Origin of the sequence: Amycolatopsis sp. CA-230715 (assembly GCF_018736145.1) — a bacterium.
Classification (GTDB): domain Bacteria; phylum Actinomycetota; class Actinomycetes; order Mycobacteriales; family Pseudonocardiaceae; genus Amycolatopsis.
The window spans coordinates 7671975-7689583 of record NZ_CP059997.1 but is presented as its reverse complement, the minus strand read 5'-3'; the positions used below and the strand labels follow the sequence as shown (position 1 = coordinate 7689583).

Sequence of the window (17609 nt, the reverse complement as noted above, 5' to 3'; positions counted from 1 at the left end):
CGGACTGTCGTAGCCTGTACCGATGGACACGGCCCTGATCGACGACCTGGCGGCCGCGCTGCCGGAAGACCGGCTCGTGCGCGATCCCGACGTGCTGCGCGGATTCTCCCACGACGAAGCGGAATGGGCGCCGTACGCGGTACCCGTCGTCCTCGTCCGGCCGCACACCGCGGAAGAGGTCCGGACCACCGTGCGGCAGTGCCTCCGCCATGGCGCGCCGCTCGTCACCCGGGGCGCGGGCACCGGTCTTTCCGGCGGCGCGAACGCGATCGAAGGCGGGGTCGTGCTGGTGACCGACCGGCTCACCGCGATCAAGGAGATCGACCCGCTGGAACGGCTCGCCGTGGTGGAACCGGGTGTGGTGAACGACGATCTCCGCGCGGCGTGCGCGGAGCGGGGCCTCTGGTACCCGCCGGATCCGGCGAGCTCGCCGTGGTCGACGATCGGCGGCAACGTCGCGACGAACGCGGGCGGGGTCTGCTGCGTGAAGTACGGCGTGACCCGCGACTACGTGCTCGGGCTCCAGGTGGTCACCGGTACCGGTGAGCTGGTGCGGCTCGGCCGCCGCACCGCGAAGGGCGTCGCGGGGTACGACCTCGCCGGGCTGATGGTCGGGTCCGAGGGCACGCTCGGCGTGCTCACCGAGGTCACCGTCCGGCTGCGCGCGCTGCGCGGCCAGGAGCGCACCATCGCCGGGTTCTTCGATTCGACGGTCGCCGCCGGGGAAGCGGCCGCCGCGGTGGTCGCCGCCGGGGTGGTGCCCTCCGCGCTCGAACTCGTCGACCGGCACTGCCTCGCCGCGGTGGACGCGTGGAAGAACATGGGCCTGTCCGCCGACGCGGACGTGGTGCTGCTCGCCAGGAGCGACGCGCCGGGCGCGTCCGGCGAACACGAAGCGGCGACCATCCTGCGCTGCTTCGAAGGGGCGGGGGCGACCTGGGCCGCGCGGTCGACGGACCAGGCGGAGGCGGACGCGCTCTTCGCGGCGCGGCGGCTGGCCTATCCCGCGCTCGAACGCCTCGGACCGGTGCTCACCGAGGACGTCTGCGTGCCGGTCCAGCGGGTGCCGGACATGCTCGCGCGCATCGACGCGGCCGCCGAGCGGCACGGCGTCACCATCGCGAACATCGCGCACATCGGTGACGGCAACCTGCACCCGCTCCTCATCACGCCGCCGGGCGACGACGAAGCCAGGCGTGCCGCGCAAGCCGCGTTCGACGACATCATCGAAGGCGCGCTCGACCTCGGCGGCACGGTGACCGGCGAGCACGGCGTCGGCCTGCTCAAACGGCCCGGTCTCGCGGACGAGCTGGGGCCCGCGGTGCTCGATCTGCACGCCGCGGTCAAGCGGGCGCTCGATCCGCACGGGATCCTCAATCCCGGCAAGGTCTTCTGAGCCGGGAAGGCTGTGCTTGGGAAATAAATCGGCGGGGCGCGCGTTGGCGATGGGCATGACTGCTTCCGCGCGTACCGAAGTCCTGCGCTACACCGCGTTCACCACCGATCCCGCCGGCGGCAACCCCGCGGGGATCGTGCTGGACGCGAGCGGTCTCGACGACGCCGCGATGGTGGCGATCGCGGCCGATCTCGGGTACTCCGAAACCGCGTTCCTCACCGCGCCACCGCCCGGTCTCGGCACCGAGGGCAGGGCGTTCACCGCGCGGTACTTCAGTCCCAAGGCGGAGGTGCCGTTCTGCGGGCACGCCACCGTCGCCACCGCGGTCGCGCTCGCCGACCGGATCGGCGAGGGCGAACTGGTCTTCGCGACCCCGGCCGGGACGGTGCCCGTCGACGTCGTGACGGACGGCTCCGGCACGTTTCGCGCGACGCTGACGAGCGTCGAGCCCTCGGTCGCCGAAGTCGCCGACGCCGATCTCGCCGAAGCGCTCGCGGCGCTGGGCTGGGCCGCGGACGATCTCGACCCCGCGCTGCCGCCGCGGGTCGCCTTCGCCGGTGCGCACCACCTGGTCCTCGCCGTGGCGAGCCGGGTACGGCTGGCGGACCTCGACTACGACTTCGACCGGCTCGAAAAGCTGATGCGGGCACGGGACTGGACGACGCTGCAGCTCGTGTGGCGCGCCTCGGCCGAGGTCTACCACGTGCGCGACCCGTTCCCGGTGGGCGGCGTGATCGAGGACCCGGCGACCGGGGCCGCCGCGGCCGCGTTCGGCGCCTACCTCCGCGAACTGGACCTGGTTCCCCCGGCCGCGAAAATCACGCTGCACCAAGGCGAGGACCTCGGCAGGCCGGGCGAACTCGGCGTGGAACTGCGCGCGGACGACACCAGGATCCGCGTGAGCGGCGCCGCCGTCCCGCTCGCCTGACTGATCGGCAGGGCCGGACTCGGCCAGGCCAGACTCGGCTGACGATTCCCTGGGCGTACGAGAATGCCCTTTCGTACGCCTGGGGACCCCCCGGTTTCAACATTACCGCGAAGCACCGACAAATTCGGGGCGCCGATTTTCCCGGCTCCGCAGCATGTTCCCCGAAAGTGGCTTTCACGGACCTACATGCCCCGAAAGCCACCTTCAGGGCATGCGCGCGAGAAGAAGGGGCGATGCTGGCGAGCGCCCCTTACCCCACCGGGAGAGGAGCCCCGCAGCGTACGAGAATGCCCTTTCGTACACCCAGGGGACCCCCGATTTCAACGCTACCGTAGGGCACCGACAGAAATGAGGCACCGTCCTAACGCGACTCCCGGGCCAGTTGGACGGCGACGTCGATGATCATGTCCTCCTGGCCGCCGACCAGCGCGAGTTCCCCGCACCGGCGCAGGATGTCCTGTGCCGGGACGCCGTACCGGTCCGCGGCCCGTTCGGCGTGCAGCAGGAAGCTCGAATAGACCCCGGCCCAGCCTTGGACGATCGCGTTGCGATCCATTTTGGGCCACCGCGGCAGGTAGGGCCGCACCACCTCTTCCGCGGCGTCGACGAGGCCGCCGACGTCGAGTCCGGTGCCGACCCCGAGCCGGTCGAACACCGCCGCGAGCACCTCCGTCGGCGAATTGCCCGCGCCGGCACCGAGCGCGCACAGCGAACCGTCGATGTAGCGGACACCGGCCTCGTAGGCGAGCACCGAGTTCGCGACGCCGAGCGACAGGTTCTGGTGCCCGTGATAACCGACCCACGCCTCGTCCCCGACCTCCGCGACGAGCGCTTCGAACCGCGCTTTCGCTTCGTGCATCAGCAAAGCGCCCGCGGAATCGGTGACGTACGGCGCCTGGCAGCCCGCGTCGACCATGATCCTGGCCTGCTTGGCCAGTTCCTCCGGCCCGGTCCGGTGCGCCATCATCAGGAACCCGACCGTTTCCATGCCCAGGTCGCGAGCCAGCCCGAAGTGCTGCGGCGACACGTCCGCCTCGGTGCTGTGCGTGGCGACGCGGACCAGCTGCGCCCCGGCGTCGTGCGCGCGGCGGAGATCGTCCGCGGTCCCGATCCCCGGCACGAGCAGCACCGCGATCTTCGCGCGATCCGCCTCCTCGCGCGCGGCGGTGATCAGGTCCAGTTCGGGGGTTCGCGAAAACCCGTAGTTGAACGACGAGCCGCCGAGCCCGTCCCCGTGGGTCACCTCGATCACCTCGACACCGGCGCGGTCCAGCGCGCGGACCGTGTCCCGCACCTGCGCCTCGGTGAACTGGTGCGCCATCGCGTGGCTGCCGTCGCGCAGCGTGGTGTCGGTGATCCTGACGTCGTGCGCCAGCTCGGGCCTCGTCACGCGATCGCCTCCAGTTTGCGCGCGGCCATCAGCTCGCCGGCCCTCGCCGCCGCGGCCGTCATGATGTCCAGGTTCCCCGCGTAGGCGGGCAGGTAGTCGCCGTTTCCCTTCACTTCCAAGAAGATCGCGACCCTGGCATTGCCGCCCCAGTCTTCGCGGGGATCGTCGAATTGCGGCTCCGCGCGCAGCGTGTACCCGGGGACGTAGCGCTGGACCTCGGCGACCATCTCGTGGACCGAACCGGTCACCGCGTCGCGGTCGGCATCGGGGCCGATCGCGCAGAACACCGTGTCCCGCATGATCATCGGCGGCTCCACCGGGTTGAGGATGATGATCGCCTTGCCGCGCGCCGCGCCGCCGATCTCGGCCACCGCGCCCGAGGTCGTGTGCGTGAACTCGTCGATGTTCGCGCGCGTGCCCGGCCCCGCGCCGCGTGAGGCGACCGACGCGACGATCTCCGCGTAGGGCACCGCCGTCACGCGCGACACCGCGTGCACCATCGGGATCGTCGCCTGCCCGCCGCAGGTGATCATCGAGAGGTTGGGGGCGTCGAGATGAGCGCCGAGGTTCACCGGCGGGCACACCATCGGCCCGAGATGCGCCGGGGTCAGATCGATCGCCTGGATACCCGCTTCGGCGTACTTCGGCGCGTTCGCGCGGTGCGCGCCGGCGGAAGTCGCCTCGAACACGAGATCCGGCAAGGGACTCCTGGACAGCAGCCAGTCCACGCCGTCGGCCGACGCTTCGACGCCGTCGGCTCGTGCTCTGGCGAGCCCGTCCGACTCGACCACCCCGACCACGTGCGTGACCTCGACCAGTTCACTGCGCCGGAGCTTGGCCATGAGATCCGTGCCGATGTTGCCCGGCCCGACGATCGCGGCCGTGACCCGTTGCTGCGCCATACCGGGACAGTCGCACCGGCACGCGGCCCGATGCCAGCGGACCGTTCCGGCCACCGGAACTATCATGACCTGACATCGCGCGGAGAACGACCGTTCTCTACCCTGGTGCCACGGACCAGAGGAGGCCAGATGAACGATCGACCCCCGTTCCCGCCGTTCGACGAGGACAGCGCGCGCAAGAAGGTGCAGGCGGCGGAGGACGCCTGGAACACGCGAGATCCCGAGAAGGTTTCGCTCGCCTACACCGAGGACTCGGTGTGGCGCAACCGCGACCGCTTCGTCACCGGCCGCGCGGAGATCGTGGAGTTCCTCCGCCGGAAATGGGAGCGCGAACTCGACTACGCCCTGCGCAAGGAGCTGTGGGCGTACACAGTGGACCGGATCGCGGTGCGCTTCCAGTACGAATGCCGCGACGCGGACGGCCGGTTCTGGCGCAGCTACGGCAACGAGCTGTGGGAGTTCACCCCGCAGGGCCTGATGAGCCGTCGCGAAGCCAGCATCAACGACGTCGAGATCACCGAATCACAACGCCGCATCCACGGCCCGCGCCCCGCCGAGGAACACGGCCTGGAATTCCCGGTCCGGTGAGGCATGGTCCTCAAAAGCGGCGAAGCCGCTTGAGTGGGCCGTCAACCGGCACCGCTGAGGTTCCGCCACCCGCACCGCCACGCAAACCGGATCGGTGCAAATTCTGACCGTCAGCGCTTGACGCCGACCCCGCCGAGGTAGACGGACTCGGCGGGGTTGCCGCGCCAGCGCTCTCCCCCGTCGGGCCGCCAGGTGGGCACCCAGGCCAGCCCGGGGTCGACCATGTCGAAATCGCCGAAGAACTCCTGGATCTGCTCCGCGGACCGCAGCACGGTGGCCGTCGACCGGGCGTTGTAGTTCCGCACCACCTCGGCCACCGCCTCGTCGGTGACGTCGCCGCCGTGCGAAATCACCAGCATCGAGCCCGGCGCGAGCTTCGAGCGCAGGAACTCCAGCGCGGCCTGCGGCTCGCGGTCGTCCGGGATGAAGTGCAGCAGCGCCACCACGAACAGGCAGATCGGCTTGCGGACGTCGATCCCTTCGATCGAGGCCACCTGCTTCCACAGGTCCGCGTAGTCGAGCAGGTCCGCGTACAGCGCGAAGTGCCGGTCGGGATCGGCGGTCTCGCCGAGCAGGATCTGGGCGTGGGCGTGCGCGATCGGCTCGTTGTCCACGTAGACCACGGAGCACTCCCCCGGCGCGGCGAGCTCGGCCATCTCGTGCACCTGGCCCTCGCTGGGCAGGCCGGAGCCGATGTCGACGAACTGGCGGATGCCCTGCTCGGCGGCGTACTGGGTGGCGCGGCCGAGGAAGCGCCGGTTGGCCCGCATCGCGTTCCGGATGCCTGGCCACACGTCGAGCTGCTGCTTCGCGAACTCGCGGTCGACGGCGTAGTTGTGGGTGCCGCCGAGGATGTAGTCGTAGATGCGGGCCACGCTCGGCGCCCCGATGCTGGCCTCGATCTTGCTCAGCGAAACCGCCATGGACTCCGGTGTGATCCGGCCCGTCATCGTGATACCTCCCGCTCCGAGTCGCTCCCGCAGTATGACCTACGGTCGCGGACCGCTCCACCGCCCATGCGGCTCGTCTTCGCTGACCCTTCGTGCACTAACTCGGCAGACGGGAGCCGGAACTTGTTCCCCCGTTGGAAGTGCCGGTCACAGCTTCGGCAGGCGCTGCCGGGCACCGAGCAGCGCCGAGAACGGGTCGCCCTTGTCCTTGACGCGCTTGAGGACGGACCGCACGGTCCACCGGTCCGGGGCGAGCTTCGGGTCGTCGAGCTCGTCCCATTCGATCGGCACCGACACCGGCGCGCCCGGCCGCGGGCGGACGCTGTACGGCGCGACCAGCGTCTTGTTGCGGACGTTCTGGGTGTAGTCCAGGCGCGCGAGACCGTGGCGCTTGTCCCGCGTCCACGCCCAGCTGACCAGTTCGGGCAGGGTGCGGCCGATCGCCTTGGACACCGTCTCGACCCACGCCCGCGTCTCGGCGAAGGTGTAGCACGGCTCGACGGGCACCCACACCTGGATGCCGCGCTGGCCGGTGACCTTGGGCCTGCCTTCGACGCCGAGGTGCTCCAGCGCCGTGCGGTGCAGGCGGGCGAGCACCACCACGTCCTCGAACGAGGTGTGCTCGCCGGGATCGATGTCAAACAGCGCCCACGTCGGACGTTCCACGTCCAGCACCTGCGAAGTCCAGGCGTGCAGTTCCAGCGCGCCGTAGTTGGCCAGCCAGGCCAGTGCCGCCACGCTGTCCGGCACGAGGTAGTACTGGGAATCGCCGGGACCGGCCTGCTCGTAGTGCCACTGCTTGAGCCAGTCCGGCGCGTGGCTCGGTGCCGCCTTCTGCCAGAAACCCGGCTGGTCGACGCCTGCCGGGAAGCGGTGCGTGTTGAGCGGGCGGGCGGCGAGGTAGGGCAGCATCACCGGCGCGATCTCGGCGTAGTACCGGATCAGGTTGCGCTTCGTCACCGGCTTCTCCTTGCCGCGCGGCGGGAAGAGCACCTTGTCCAGGTTGGTCAGCGCGACCTTCCGGCCGTCTACGTGCCACGTGCCCTTTTCGCCGAGCGAAGCCAGTTCCTTCAGCTCCTCCTTGGTCGGACCGGCCCAGTGCTGGCGCGCCATCGGAATCTCGGCCTCGGCCGCGGGCAGGTCACCGCGCCACAGCGCGTCCGGATCGGCGGCCACCTCGTCGTTGGTGCGGCCGCTCTTGACCGAGCGCGGATGGTCCTCGGCGTCCCAGCCCTTCTCCGCGTGGTCGTCGTGCTTGTGCAGCAGCAGCCACTGGTCCTTGTCCGCGTCCCTGCGCTTCGGCCTGACCAGCACGAACCGGCCTGCCAGCTTTTCGCCGAACAGGTCGAAGTGCAGGTTGCCCGCCTCGATCGCCTCGAGCGGGTCGTCGGTGTCCACCGGCTCCCAGGTGCCGCGGTCCCACACGATGACGTCGCCACCGCCGTACTCGCCCGCCGGGATCACGCCCTCGAAATCGGCGTATTCGACCGGGTGGTCTTCGACGTGCACGGCCATCCGCCGTACGTCGGGGTCGAGCGTCGGGCCCTTCGGCACGGCCCAGCTCACCAGGACGCCGTCGAGTTCGAGGCGCACGTCGTAGTGGCGGCGACGGGCGCGGTGGCGCTGCACGACGAACCGCTTCCCCGCCTTCGCCGCCGCGCTCCCGGACGGCTCGGCGGTGCGGGAGAAGTCGCGCATCTCCCGGTACTTCGCCAGGCGCCGATCGTTCATACCCCGTTGATACCCGGTCGGCGACTCCGGCAAAAGCACACAGCGGTGTGTCGACCAGGAACTACTGCGCCTGAAAACTACTGCCCGATGCCGTCCTCGTGCGTGGCCCCGCCCGAGCCGACGGTGACCTTCGCGATGTCGGCACAGGTCTTCGACGTGTACGGCGAGCCGTACTTGCCGAGCCCCGCGCTGGTCCGCGGCTGCCCGAACAGCAGTTTCGAATACTTCGCGTCGGCGCACACCGTCGACGGGTCGTTCCAGTCGAAGTACTCGGTCCAGCTGTTGAACGAGCCCGCTTCGACGTCGTTGCCGCCGCCGAAGGAGATCGTGCCGAGCGTGGTGCTCGTGTTCGCGGTGAGGTCCACGTAGGAGAAGCGCCAGCTCCCGTCGCCCTGCTTGACGCCGCTCAGTTCGTACTGGTGCCCTTCGACGGGGCGGGCATTGTTGCGGCAGGTCTTCCCGGTACCGCCCTCGGAAAAGTCCTGGCAGTACGAGCCGTTGTTCCCGGCGACCGCGCCGGTGCCACCCCACACCGACACCAGGAACATGCCGCCGCCGTCGCGGTGGGTCTGGAAACCGGTGTAGGCGCTGGCGTCACCGGTGAACGAGAACTGCGTCGACCAGTAGGCGTTGTAGTTCCCCGGATCGTGCTGCAGCTTCATCGGCATGGTGAACCAGGACGCGTTGCCCGGCGCCAACCACGGCGAGTAGGTACCGGGGGTTTGCCCGATCGCCGCGGTGTCCGCCCCGGCCGACGGCGCGGCGGTCACCGCGGCGGTGAGCGCGAGCACGGTCGTCAGTAGCGCTTTTCGCATCGTTCTTCCTTTCTGCCAAAGGAATGCTCAGCGACCGGCGATGGCTCCGGCGCCGACGAGCCGCACGTCGAAGCCCCGGTCGGTGGACTGCTTCGCCGTCTTCACGTGGGTCACACCCTTCGCGTCGACGAACCAGCCCGTCGCCGCCCGGTCGTAGCCCTCCTGAGTGGACTGTCGCTTGAGGACGGTGCCACCGCTGAGCACGATGCCGGGCGCGGCACCGGCGTGCACGGTGAACTGGTACGAGCGCGAGCCGACCTTGCCCTGGTAGTTCCCGGTACTCGCGCCGACCGACACCGTGGTGATGCCGTGCCCGGTGCCCAGCGTGCGCACTTCGACCCGTTGCGTCGCCGACGCGTTCTTCGCGAAGTCACGGGTGACGCCGTCGTCCTCGTAGAGGGTGTAGTCGGAGTTCCCCTGCGCGTACACGTCGTAGTCCAATTCGGACTTGTCCCGGTTCTGCCACGACAGCGTGCCCTTCGGCCACATCGGCACCACCGCACCGGCCCGGGTGAACAGCGGCAGCGTGTCGAGCGGGGCGTGGTAGCCGTTGATCGTGGTCGGGCCCTGGTACGTTTTCTGAGTCCAGTAGTCCACCCAGGTGCCCTTCGGCAGGTAGATGCCGTCCCTGGTCTCGGTGTCCGAGTACACCGGCGCGACCAGGAAGTCCTTGCCAAGCAGGAACTCGTACTTCGCCGCGTCGGTCGCGGTGACCGGGTCGTCCGGGTACTCCAGCGCCAGCGGGCGCACCGGGCCGACCCCGTCGCGGTGCGCCTGCTCGGCGAGGGTGTACATGTACGGCAGCAGCCTTTCCTTGAGCTGCAGGTACTTCCGGTTGATCGAGGTGTACGGCTCGCCGTCGACCCACGGCTGCTGGTCCTTCGGCGCCCAGCCGTCCATCGTCATGATGGCGGGCAGGAACGCCTTCCACTGCAGATCGCGCGCGTACATCTTCGGGTCGTGGCCGTAGATCGAGCCGACGTCGCCGGTGTTGTAGGCGATCCCGGACATCGTGGCGCCCGCGTAGGTCGGGATCTGCCAGCGCAGGTAGTCCCAGGTGAGCTTCTGGTCACCGCTCCACAGCACGCCGCAGCGCTGCGCGCCAGCCCACGAAACCGGCAGCCACACGAACCCGCGCGCGTCGCTGTTCTGCTCGATCCCGGCCTTCGCCTGATCGCACCCGTTCAACGCGAACTGGTAGCCGCCGCCGACCCAGGCCACGTCCAGTTTCCGCACCCGCACGCCCGCCTTGACCTCTTCGTTCTGGTTGGGCAGGCCGTTTTCGGTCCACAGGCCGAGTTGCGCGTTGTACTGGCGCAGCCCGTCCCCGGTCTGCTGCAGGTTTTCGTAGCCGCAGCCGTAGCCGTCGTTGACGAGCATCCAGCCGAGCGGCATCTGGTTGTCCGCGTACCCCTTCGCGATCTTGAGCGAGTCCAGCGTGTGCCGCTCGCCCCGGTTCGCGTTGTGCAGGTAGCAGTCGGAGTCACCGGGTTCGAGGCCGTAAACCGGTGGCATGAAAGGCTTTCCGACGAGCGAGGTGTACTGCCCGATGACGGATTTGACGTCACCGGTGAAGTAGTAGGCGTCGAGCCGCTTCTCCTGCTGCCCGGTGCGCACCGGATCGCCGAAGTTGTAGACCCCTGGCGCGAAGGTGTTGCGGAAGACCCCGTAGCCCGCGCTGGAGACGTAGAACGGCTGGGAGTTCGGATAACCGCCCTCGTCCCAGTTCGTGTTGTTCGCGACGTTCACCACGTGGTCGCGGTGCGAGAACGAACCGTTCTGCTCGCCGGCGCCGAAGAACTGCTCGTTCGCGCCGCGCGCCAGGCTCTGCCGCATGCCCTGCTCGGTCCAGCGCAGCCCCTTGTCCTCGCGCCACACCACGGTCCGGTTGTCCGTCCGGTACAGTGCGAACCGCATCGGCTGCTTGTAGACGCGCAGCACCAGCTTCGCGCTGGCGATCGCGTAGTACTCGCCCGCGTCCCACGAGCGCGTGTTCTTGATCGTCGGTGGCGTGGTGCGGACGATCTCGCTGCCGGCCGGATCGGTGAACACGCCGTCCGGGGCAACCCGCAGCCGGAACCGGTCGTCGGCGACGAAGTCCACTTTGACCTTCGCCGCCCCCGCCGCGACGTCGTAGGTGCCCTCGGTGCGCGAAAACCCGGTGACCGCGCCGATATCGGTCGGCTGCGGCAGGTCCACCTTGCCGGTGTAGGCGTCGTTCGTCACCGAGTAGGGCACCACGACCACGTGGTAGAGACCGGACGCGTTCGGGATGACGGTCGCCTCGACGTTCCCGGCGCCCGCGCTCTCGGCGACCTTCTTGCCCGCCGAGTCGTAGACGTAGAGATCGAAGTCGTTCGCCTTGTTCGCCCAGGCGATCGAGATCGGCACGCCGCCGTTCGGGTTGTCGGCCCAGTAGCTCGCCGGGACGTCCACGGTGAGGTCGAAGCGGTCGCACACCTTGTTGTCCGGATCGGGTTTCGCGCACTCCTGCGGCTTCGGCGTGTTCGCCTTGTCGTAGTGCGGGCTCTGCCAGGTGACGGTGTGGTCGCCGTCGAGCGAGAGCGTGCCGGTGGCCGGGGTGGCAGCCTGCGCGGCCGGGGCGAGCGCCGCGGCGGTGAGCACCCCGAGCACACCCAGCGTGGTGGCGCGCAATCCGGTGCGAAGACGTCGAGAGGTGAGCCGCATGGAGATCTCCGATCCATGGCCGCGGCGAGTGGTGCGCACAAATGTAGATTGTGATCACCTTTCGAGCAACTATGAACACTCGCTTGCAGCAACCCGGAAGTCGCTCAGCGCGCGGAGACCCCCTCGTCGGCGAGCTGGGCGAGCAGCCGTAGAGCGGACTGCGCCGGCGTTCCCTCTTCGACGGTGTGCACGACGAGCGCCTGGTCGGGGTCGTCGGGAAAGCGCAGCGTCTCGAACCCCAGATCGAGGATCCCGACGACCGGGTGCCGGTACACGCACCGGCCGTGGGTCTTCTCCTTGACGTGGTGCGCGGACCAGACCTCCCGGAAACCGGGGCTCACCGCGGACAGCTCGGCGACGAGCGCGGCGGTTTCCGGGTCACCGGGGCGGCGGGCCGCGTCGAGCCGCAGGTAGGCGGCGACGTCACGAGCCTTGCCCTCCCAGTTCGCGTACATCGCGCGCACGCCCTCGTCGAGGAAGATCAGGCGCGCGAGGTTGCGCTCGGCCGGCGGCAACGCGCCGAAGTCCGTGATCAGCGCCGCGGCCAGTCGGTTCCAGGCCAGCAGGTCGAGGTTCCGGCCGACGACGTAGGCGGGCACGTCCCCGGCCGAGGCCAGCAACTGGCGAAGGCCCGCCCGCACGTGCTGCGGCTCGGCGGCCGTTTCCTCGCCGGACCACGGGCGGGCGAGCCGGTACAGGTGCCCGCGCTCCACCGGGTCGAGCCGAAGCGCCCGCGCGACCGCGTCCAGCACGGCTTCCGAGAAGTGCAGCGTGCGGCCCTGTTCCAGGCGCACGTAGTGGTCGACGCTGACCCCGGCCAGCCTCGCCAGCTCCTCCCTCCGCAACCCGGGAACGCGGCGGCGGCCGCCGTAGTCCGGCAGACCCAGCTCCTCGGGCCGCAGCCGGGCACGACGGGACCTCAAGAACTCGCCCAGCTCGGCGCGCCTGTCCAATGCCATGCGCCCATCTTCGCCCACCCCGCACGCGTGAACCTGGTCCTGCCGTGCCCAGGCAGCGCGCGCCACTGGGTAGGCCGTTCGCCACCGGACAGGCTCGATGGCACGAACACCGCCTACCTCGAAGGAAGCAGACATGACCGCACTCCCCACCCGCCCGCTCGGCCGTACCGGCATGGACATCAGCCGCGTCGGCTTCGGCTCGTGGGCGGTTTCCGGCACGGACTGGGGCTTCGGCTGGGGCGCCACCGACGACGCCGAGTCCGTCGCCGCGATCCGGCACGCCGTCGAATCGGGCGTCAACTGGATCGACACCGCGGCTGTGTACGGGCTCGGGCACGCCGAACGGCTCGTCGGCAAGGCCCTCTCCGGTCTGCCCGAAGCCGACCGCCCGTACGTGTTCACGAAGGCCGGTCTCGTCTGGGATCCCGAAGACCGCTCGCAGCTCCCCCTGCGCACCATGAAACCCGCCAGCGTGCGCCGCGAACTCGAAGACTCGTTGCGGCGCATGGAAATCGACCACATCGACCTGTACCAGGTGCACTGGCCCGACACCGGCACGCCGATCGGCGAGACGGCGGGCGTCGGCGGCGGTGAGGTCTCCCCCGACGCGACCCCGCTCGCCGAGTACTGGCAGGTGATGGCCGATCTCAAGGCCGAAGGAAAGATCCGCGCGATCGGGCTGTCCAACCACTCCGCGGAGCAACTCGACGTCGCCGAAGCGATCGCCCACGTCGACGCGATCCAGCCGCCGTTCTCGGCGATCAACCGGTCCGCCGCGGCCGAGATCGCGTGGGCGCACCAGCACGAAACGGGCGTCATCGTCTACTCGCCCCTGCAGTCAGGCCTGCTCACCGGCGCCTTCTCGGCCGCGCGTGTCGCGAACCTTCCCGAGGACGACTGGCGGGCGACACACCCCGACTTCACCGAGCACCTCGAAGCCAATCTCGCGGTGGCGGACGCCCTGCGCCCGATCGCCGAACGACGCGGTGCCACCGTCGCCGAGACCGCGATCGCGTGGGTCCTCGCCTGGCCGGGGATCACCGGGGCGATCGTCGGCGCGCGCAAGGCCGCGCAGGTGGACGGCTGGGCGAACGCGGGCGGGGTCGAGCTGACCGGCGAGGACCTCGACGAGATCGCGGCCGCGATCACCGCGTCCGGCGCGGGCACCGGCCCGGTCCGATGACGCTCTTCGTGGTGGCGGAATGCCTTGCCGCACAAGGGAAAGAGGACCGGCTTCGCACCGCGCTGGAAGCGATGATCGAACCGTCGCTCGACGAACCCGGCTGCCTCGCCTACCGCCCGTACGCCGACCCGAACCACACCGGGCGCATGATCGTCGTCGAGGAGTGGACCGGCCCGGACGCGCTCGACGCGCACTTCCGCACCGCGCACTTCGAGCACGTGCGGCAGGTGCTCGATCTCGTGCTGGCCGAACCGATGACGGTCAGGCGGCTCGTCCCGGCGCTCGCCTAGACGGACCGCGGGCCGCGATGCCCCGAAAGTGACCTTCGGGGCGCTGGATTCCCCGAAGGTCACTTTCACGGCACGCGAAGGCCCGCCGCTTCAGTTCAGCGGTCCGGTATCGGCGAGGAACTGCTCCAGCGAGCGGGCGGGACCGCCGGTCACCTCTTCGACCGCACCGGTCACCGCCGCGAAGACCCCGTCCCGGATGCGCTCGAACGTCACAGTGAATTCCTCGCGCTCGAACCCGGAAAACCCGCCCACCGCTTCGCCGATCGAAATGTCTTGGTGCGCAACAGTTTTCCCCACCGCTGCCGAAAGCAGTTCGGCGGTGCGCGGGAGCGTGAGCGCGGCGGGACCGGAAAGTTCGTAGGTCTTGCCGTCGTGCCCGTCTTCGAGCAGGGTGCGCACCGCGACCGCGGCGATGTCCCTGGTGTCGATCCACGCCACCTCCGCGCCGTTCGCCGGGAAGGTCAACGTGGCGTCGCGCACCAGTTCGTCGCGGTAGTACCGGCGATCGGTGAACACCTGCATGAACCACGACGGCCGGAGCAGCGTCCACGGGTGCCCGCCCCGGCGCACCGCGTCCTCCGCGCGCACGGCCCAGCTCCCCTCCCCGATCGAGTCCGCGTCCAATTCGGACAGCAAGGTCACCCGCGCGTCGGCCGGGATGACGGCGAGCAGCTTCTCGATGAGTTCGGGCGCCTGCTCCAGATCCGGCCGGACCAGGAACAGCGCGTCGATCCCGGCCGCGGCCGGACCCCAGGTCGACGGATCGTCCCAGGAGAACGCCACGGGCCGGACCCCGGCGATCGACACCGCGGCGGGATCAGCGCTGCCGCCCAGCACCTCCACTCCGGCGCGGGCGGCGAGTTGTTCGGCGAGGGGCTGCCCCGTCTTGCCGCGGACACCGGTGATGAGCACGCGCGTCATGGAGATCCTCCGAGATGCTTGATTGAATAAAGTAAATGACCAAGGCCAATGCAAGCACCGTTACTTGAGGGTGTCAAGTAATATCGGTGTCATGGTGACCAGGATGGGCGCACTCGAACAGCAGCTGTGGGACTTCGTCTCCGCCTACGACGCCGCGTTTGACCGCGCTTCGGAGGACAACGGGCTGAGCGCGGCGCAGGCGTGCACGCTCACCCCGCTGACCGGCGATCGGCACACGATGAGCGAACTCGCCGAGCTGCTGCTGTGCGACGCCTCGAACGTCACGCAGATCGTCGGCAGGCTCGAAGCGCGGGGATTGGTGTCGCGGACACCGGATCCGGCGGACCGCCGGGTCAAACAGGTCGCCATCACCCCCGACGGGCGACGCCTTCGTCGCGCGGTCGCGAAGTCCTTCACGTTCCCGCGCGAGCGCGTCGCCCGCCTCGATGACGAGGAGCAGGAGCAACTCGGTCACCTGCTCGCCAAAATGCTTTCCTGACGCGTCAGGCGTTTTCCGGCGCGCGGACCAGCAGCGAGAGCAGCCCGGCCACCACCGCCACCGCGGCGGCGACGAGGAACACCGTGTGCATGCCGCCGACGAAGGTCTCGTGCGCGGCACGGGTCACCGCGCCCGCGATGTCGGTGGGAAGTCCCTGCTGGCTCGCGGGCGGGAAGCCGAGTTCGACGCTCTTGCGCAGTTGCTCGTCGCCCGCGATCCGATCCGCGACCGGCCCGCCGCCCAGCGCCTCGCGGACCGCCGTGGCGAACCGGGACCCGACCACCGAAGAGAGCAGGCTGCCGAACACCGCGATCCCGAGCGTGCTCCCGAGCTGCTGCGTCGACTGCTGCACACCGGAAGCGACACCCGCCTTGTCGACCGGGGCGCTGCCGACGATCGCCTGGATCGCGGGCACCATCATGAACCCGACACCGATCCCCGCCAGCACGAGCGAAGGCGCGAGCGTCATGAAACCGGACCCGGATTCGAGGCGCAGCAACAAAAGCAGCGAAGCCACCGTGAACGCGGCGCCGGTCACCAGCGTCCCGCGCAGGCCGAGCTTGCCGACGACCCAGCCCGCGATCGGCGAGGAGAAGGTGAACACGGCGGTGAGCGGCAGCATCGCGACCGCGGCCATGATGGCGCTCTTGCCCTGCACGCCCTGCAGGAAGAAGGTCAGGTAGAACAGGATCGCGAAGAACGCGAACATCGTCACCAGCATCAGCAGGCAGCCGACCGCGAAGGTCCGGTTCCGGAACAGGCCGAGCGGCACCATCGGGTTCGCGGTCCGGCGCTCGATCACCACGAACACGGCCAGCAGCACCAGGCCGAGCGCGATGAACCCGAGCGTGCTCACCGAACCCCAGCCCTCGGTCTGCGCGCGGGTGACACCCCAGATGGCGCTGACCATGGCGCAGGTGAGGGTCACCGCGCCGGGCAGGCCGAGCCGGTGCGCCGAGCGCTCGGCGCTGTCCGGGATCACGGCCAGCCCGACGAGCACGGCGACCACGCCGAAGGGCAGGTTGACGAAGAACACCCACGGCCAGCTCGCGTACTCGACGAGCACGCCACCCAGAACGGGGCCGCCTGCCAGCGCCACGGCGGACACCGAGCCGAACCAGCCGAACGCCATCGCCAGCTTCTCCGGCGGGAACGCCGCCCTGAGCACCGCGAGCCCGGCAGGGCCGAGCAGCGCGCCGAACACCGCCTGCAGCACGCGACCGCCGATCAGGACCTCGATCGAGCCCGCGAGCCCGCACGCCAGCGAGGCGAGCGAAAAGCCCCCGATCCCGATCAGGAACGCCTTCTTGTGGCCGATCTTGTCCGCCACCGTGCCCGCGGGGATCAGCAGGCCGGCGAGCACCAGCAGGTAGGCCGTGGTCACCCAGCCGATGCCCTCGAGGCTCGTGTGCAGGCCGACCGCGATCGCCGGGTTGGCGATCGAGACCACCGTCCCGTCGAGTTGCACGACCATCATGCCGAGCGCGACCGCGATCAGGCTCAGCCACGCCTTCGGCGGGACCTTGACCTCCGCTTTCGCTCTCTCCTCCGCTGGTTCCGCCACTACCGAGTCGTTCATGACCCACCTTCTCGCACAGTGTTCGAGTCCGTCTTCTCGCACACTGTACGACAGACTCGAACAGTGTGCGAGTGTTATCTCGAACACTGTGCGAGATTGCTCTAAGGTGGGGTCATGGCATTGGACACCTTGAGCCGCGAGCAGATCGTCGGCGCCGCGATGGAACTGCTCGACGCCGAGGGCGTGAACGGCCTGAGCATGCGGCGCCTCGGCACGAAGCTCGACGCGGGCGCCACCTCGATCTACTGGCACGTGAAGAACAAGGACGCGCTGCTGGAACTGGCCTCGGACCACGCGTTCGGCGAGATCGAACTACCCGACGCGGCGGAGATCGGCTGGCGCGCCGCGGTGACCGCCCTCGCCGACGGCATGCGGTCCATGGTGCTGCGGCACCCGTGGCTGGTGTCGGTGTTCGCCACGCGCCTGCACTACGGCCCCAACCTGGCGCGGTTCCAGGACCACACGATCGGCGTTTACTCCTCGGCCGGGTTCGCCGACGAGGAACTCGATTCGGTGATGGGCACCGTCGATGCCTACGTGCTGGGATCCGCGCTCGGCGAGGCCGCGTGGCACACCCAGTTGCGGGAATCGAACGAAGACCCGAAGGCCCGCATCGACGCGCTGATGGCGAAGGGCCGCGAGATCGCCGCGCCGTACCCGCGCCTGCTCGAACGCATCAACGGCTACGGCGCCGACACGATGATCGAGGACGGCGAACTCCGCGAAAACAGCTTCGAGTACGGGCTCCGCGCGGTGCTCGACGGCCTGGAGGCCCGGATCCCGCGCTGAC

16 protein-coding genes are annotated in these 17609 nt (G+C 69.7%); 7 read left to right on the top strand and 9 right to left on the bottom strand.

The features are described 5' to 3' along the window. Positions 1–22: 22 nt before the first annotated feature. A complete protein-coding gene (locus HUW46_RS36525; protein ID WP_215543279.1) occupies positions 23–1396 on the top strand; it encodes an FAD-binding oxidoreductase in 1374 nt (457 codons plus the stop codon). 55 nt (positions 1397–1451) lie between these two features. Then, complete coding sequence (locus HUW46_RS36520; RefSeq protein ID WP_442860878.1) at positions 1452–2324, top strand: PhzF family phenazine biosynthesis isomerase; 873 nt, start codon at positions 1452–1454, stop codon at positions 2322–2324. Between the two features lie 361 nt (positions 2325–2685). On the opposite strand, the gene dmpG is transcribed toward HUW46_RS36520, so the two are convergent. Both dmpG and HUW46_RS36510 read right to left on the bottom strand, forming a co-directional pair. Then, positions 2686–3714: a 4-hydroxy-2-oxovalerate aldolase gene (gene dmpG, locus HUW46_RS36515; protein ID WP_215543277.1), complete on the bottom strand. Its 1029-nt coding sequence runs from the start codon at positions 3712–3714 to the stop codon at positions 2686–2688. Beyond that, a complete protein-coding gene (locus HUW46_RS36510; protein ID WP_215543276.1) occupies positions 3711–4616 on the bottom strand; it encodes an acetaldehyde dehydrogenase (acetylating) in 906 nt (301 codons plus the stop codon). The genes dmpG and HUW46_RS36510 overlap by 4 nt, the downstream gene beginning before the upstream one ends. Positions 4617–4745: 129 nt before the next feature. Here HUW46_RS36510 and HUW46_RS36505 point away from each other — a divergent pair, with 129 nt between their 5' ends. Further along, positions 4746–5204 (top strand): nuclear transport factor 2 family protein, encoded by a 459-nt coding sequence (locus HUW46_RS36505; RefSeq protein ID WP_215543275.1) that lies wholly within the window; start codon positions 4746–4748, stop codon positions 5202–5204. A 110-nt stretch (positions 5205–5314) separates the two neighbouring features. Here HUW46_RS36505 and HUW46_RS36500 read toward each other — a convergent pair whose 3' ends face one another. From HUW46_RS36500 to HUW46_RS36480, 5 genes are all read right to left on the bottom strand, one after another. After that, complete coding sequence (locus HUW46_RS36500; RefSeq protein WP_215543274.1) at positions 5315–6154, bottom strand: SAM-dependent methyltransferase; 840 nt, start codon at positions 6152–6154, stop codon at positions 5315–5317. A gap of 147 nt (positions 6155–6301) precedes the next feature. Continuing rightward, positions 6302–7885, bottom strand: a complete 1584-nt coding sequence (gene ligD, locus HUW46_RS36495; protein ID WP_215543273.1) for a non-homologous end-joining DNA ligase — start codon at positions 7883–7885, stop codon at positions 6302–6304. 77 nt (positions 7886–7962) lie between these two features. Next, positions 7963–8700, bottom strand: a complete 738-nt coding sequence (locus HUW46_RS36490) for a hypothetical protein (RefSeq protein WP_215543272.1) — start codon at positions 8698–8700, stop codon at positions 7963–7965. 27 nt (positions 8701–8727) lie between these two features. Next, positions 8728–11388 (bottom strand): TIM-barrel domain-containing protein, encoded by a 2661-nt coding sequence (locus HUW46_RS36485; protein WP_215543271.1) that lies wholly within the window; start codon positions 11386–11388, stop codon positions 8728–8730. A 104-nt stretch (positions 11389–11492) separates the two neighbouring features. After that, a complete protein-coding gene (locus HUW46_RS36480; RefSeq protein ID WP_215543270.1) occupies positions 11493–12347 on the bottom strand; it encodes a helix-turn-helix transcriptional regulator in 855 nt (284 codons plus the stop codon). 133 nt (positions 12348–12480) lie between these two features. Here HUW46_RS36480 and HUW46_RS36475 point away from each other — a divergent pair, with 133 nt between their 5' ends. Together HUW46_RS36475 and HUW46_RS36470 are read left to right on the top strand one after the other, a co-directional pair. Next, positions 12481–13530, top strand: a complete 1050-nt coding sequence (locus HUW46_RS36475; RefSeq protein WP_215543269.1) for an aldo/keto reductase — start codon at positions 12481–12483, stop codon at positions 13528–13530. Beyond that, on the top strand, positions 13527–13820 hold the full coding sequence (locus tag HUW46_RS36470; protein ID WP_215543268.1) for a putative quinol monooxygenase: 294 nt from the start codon (positions 13527–13529) through the stop codon (positions 13818–13820). Before HUW46_RS36475 ends, HUW46_RS36470 begins: the two co-directional genes overlap by 4 nt. 90 nt (positions 13821–13910) lie before the next feature. Here HUW46_RS36470 and HUW46_RS36465 read toward each other — a convergent pair whose 3' ends face one another. Next, positions 13911–14741 (bottom strand): NmrA family NAD(P)-binding protein, encoded by an 831-nt coding sequence (locus HUW46_RS36465; RefSeq protein ID WP_215543267.1) that lies wholly within the window; start codon positions 14739–14741, stop codon positions 13911–13913. A 91-nt stretch (positions 14742–14832) separates the two neighbouring features. Here HUW46_RS36465 and HUW46_RS36460 point away from each other — a divergent pair, with 91 nt between their 5' ends. Next, positions 14833–15240: a MarR family winged helix-turn-helix transcriptional regulator gene (locus HUW46_RS36460; protein ID WP_215543266.1), complete on the top strand. Its 408-nt coding sequence runs from the start codon at positions 14833–14835 to the stop codon at positions 15238–15240. A 4-nt stretch (positions 15241–15244) separates the two neighbouring features. Here the strand turns inward: HUW46_RS36460 and HUW46_RS36455 are convergent, their stop codons facing one another. Next, positions 15245–16819, bottom strand: a complete 1575-nt coding sequence (locus HUW46_RS36455; RefSeq protein WP_215543265.1) for an MFS transporter — start codon at positions 16817–16819, stop codon at positions 15245–15247. A 114-nt stretch (positions 16820–16933) separates the two neighbouring features. On the opposite strand from HUW46_RS36455, the gene HUW46_RS36450 reads away from it, so the two are divergent. Beyond that, a complete protein-coding gene (locus HUW46_RS36450; protein ID WP_215543264.1) occupies positions 16934–17608 on the top strand; it encodes a TetR/AcrR family transcriptional regulator in 675 nt (224 codons plus the stop codon). Position 17609 lies beyond the last annotated feature (1 nt).

Coding starts and splice junctions, on each gene's coding strand:
- HUW46_RS36485 (WP_215543271.1), bottom strand. CDS start 11,388: ATGCGGCTCACCTCTCGACGTCTTCGCACCGGATTGCGCGCCACCACG.
- HUW46_RS36500 (WP_215543274.1), bottom strand. CDS start 6,154: ATGACGGGCCGGATCACACCGGAGTCCATGGCGGTTTCGCTGAGCAAG.
- HUW46_RS36465 (WP_215543267.1), bottom strand. CDS start 14,741: ATGACGCGCGTGCTCATCACCGGTGTCCGCGGCAAGACGGGGCAGCCC.
- HUW46_RS36455 (WP_215543265.1), bottom strand. CDS start 16,819: ATGAACGACTCGGTAGTGGCGGAACCAGCGGAGGAGAGAGCGAAAGCG.
- HUW46_RS36460 (WP_215543266.1), top strand. CDS start 14,833: ATGGTGACCAGGATGGGCGCACTCGAACAGCAGCTGTGGGACTTCGTC.
- HUW46_RS36520 (WP_442860878.1), top strand. CDS start 1,452: ATGACTGCTTCCGCGCGTACCGAAGTCCTGCGCTACACCGCGTTCACC.
- HUW46_RS36480 (WP_215543270.1), bottom strand. CDS start 12,347: ATGGCATTGGACAGGCGCGCCGAGCTGGGCGAGTTCTTGAGGTCCCGT.
- HUW46_RS36510 (WP_215543276.1), bottom strand. CDS start 4,616: ATGGCGCAGCAACGGGTCACGGCCGCGATCGTCGGGCCGGGCAACATC.
- HUW46_RS36475 (WP_215543269.1), top strand. CDS start 12,481: ATGACCGCACTCCCCACCCGCCCGCTCGGCCGTACCGGCATGGACATC.
- HUW46_RS36470 (WP_215543268.1), top strand. CDS start 13,527: ATGACGCTCTTCGTGGTGGCGGAATGCCTTGCCGCACAAGGGAAAGAG.
- HUW46_RS36450 (WP_215543264.1), top strand. CDS start 16,934: ATGGCATTGGACACCTTGAGCCGCGAGCAGATCGTCGGCGCCGCGATG.
- ligD (WP_215543273.1), bottom strand. CDS start 7,885: ATGAACGATCGGCGCCTGGCGAAGTACCGGGAGATGCGCGACTTCTCC.
- HUW46_RS36490 (WP_215543272.1), bottom strand. CDS start 8,700: ATGCGAAAAGCGCTACTGACGACCGTGCTCGCGCTCACCGCCGCGGTG.
- HUW46_RS36525 (WP_215543279.1), top strand. CDS start 23: ATGGACACGGCCCTGATCGACGACCTGGCGGCCGCGCTGCCGGAAGAC.
- HUW46_RS36505 (WP_215543275.1), top strand. CDS start 4,746: ATGAACGATCGACCCCCGTTCCCGCCGTTCGACGAGGACAGCGCGCGC.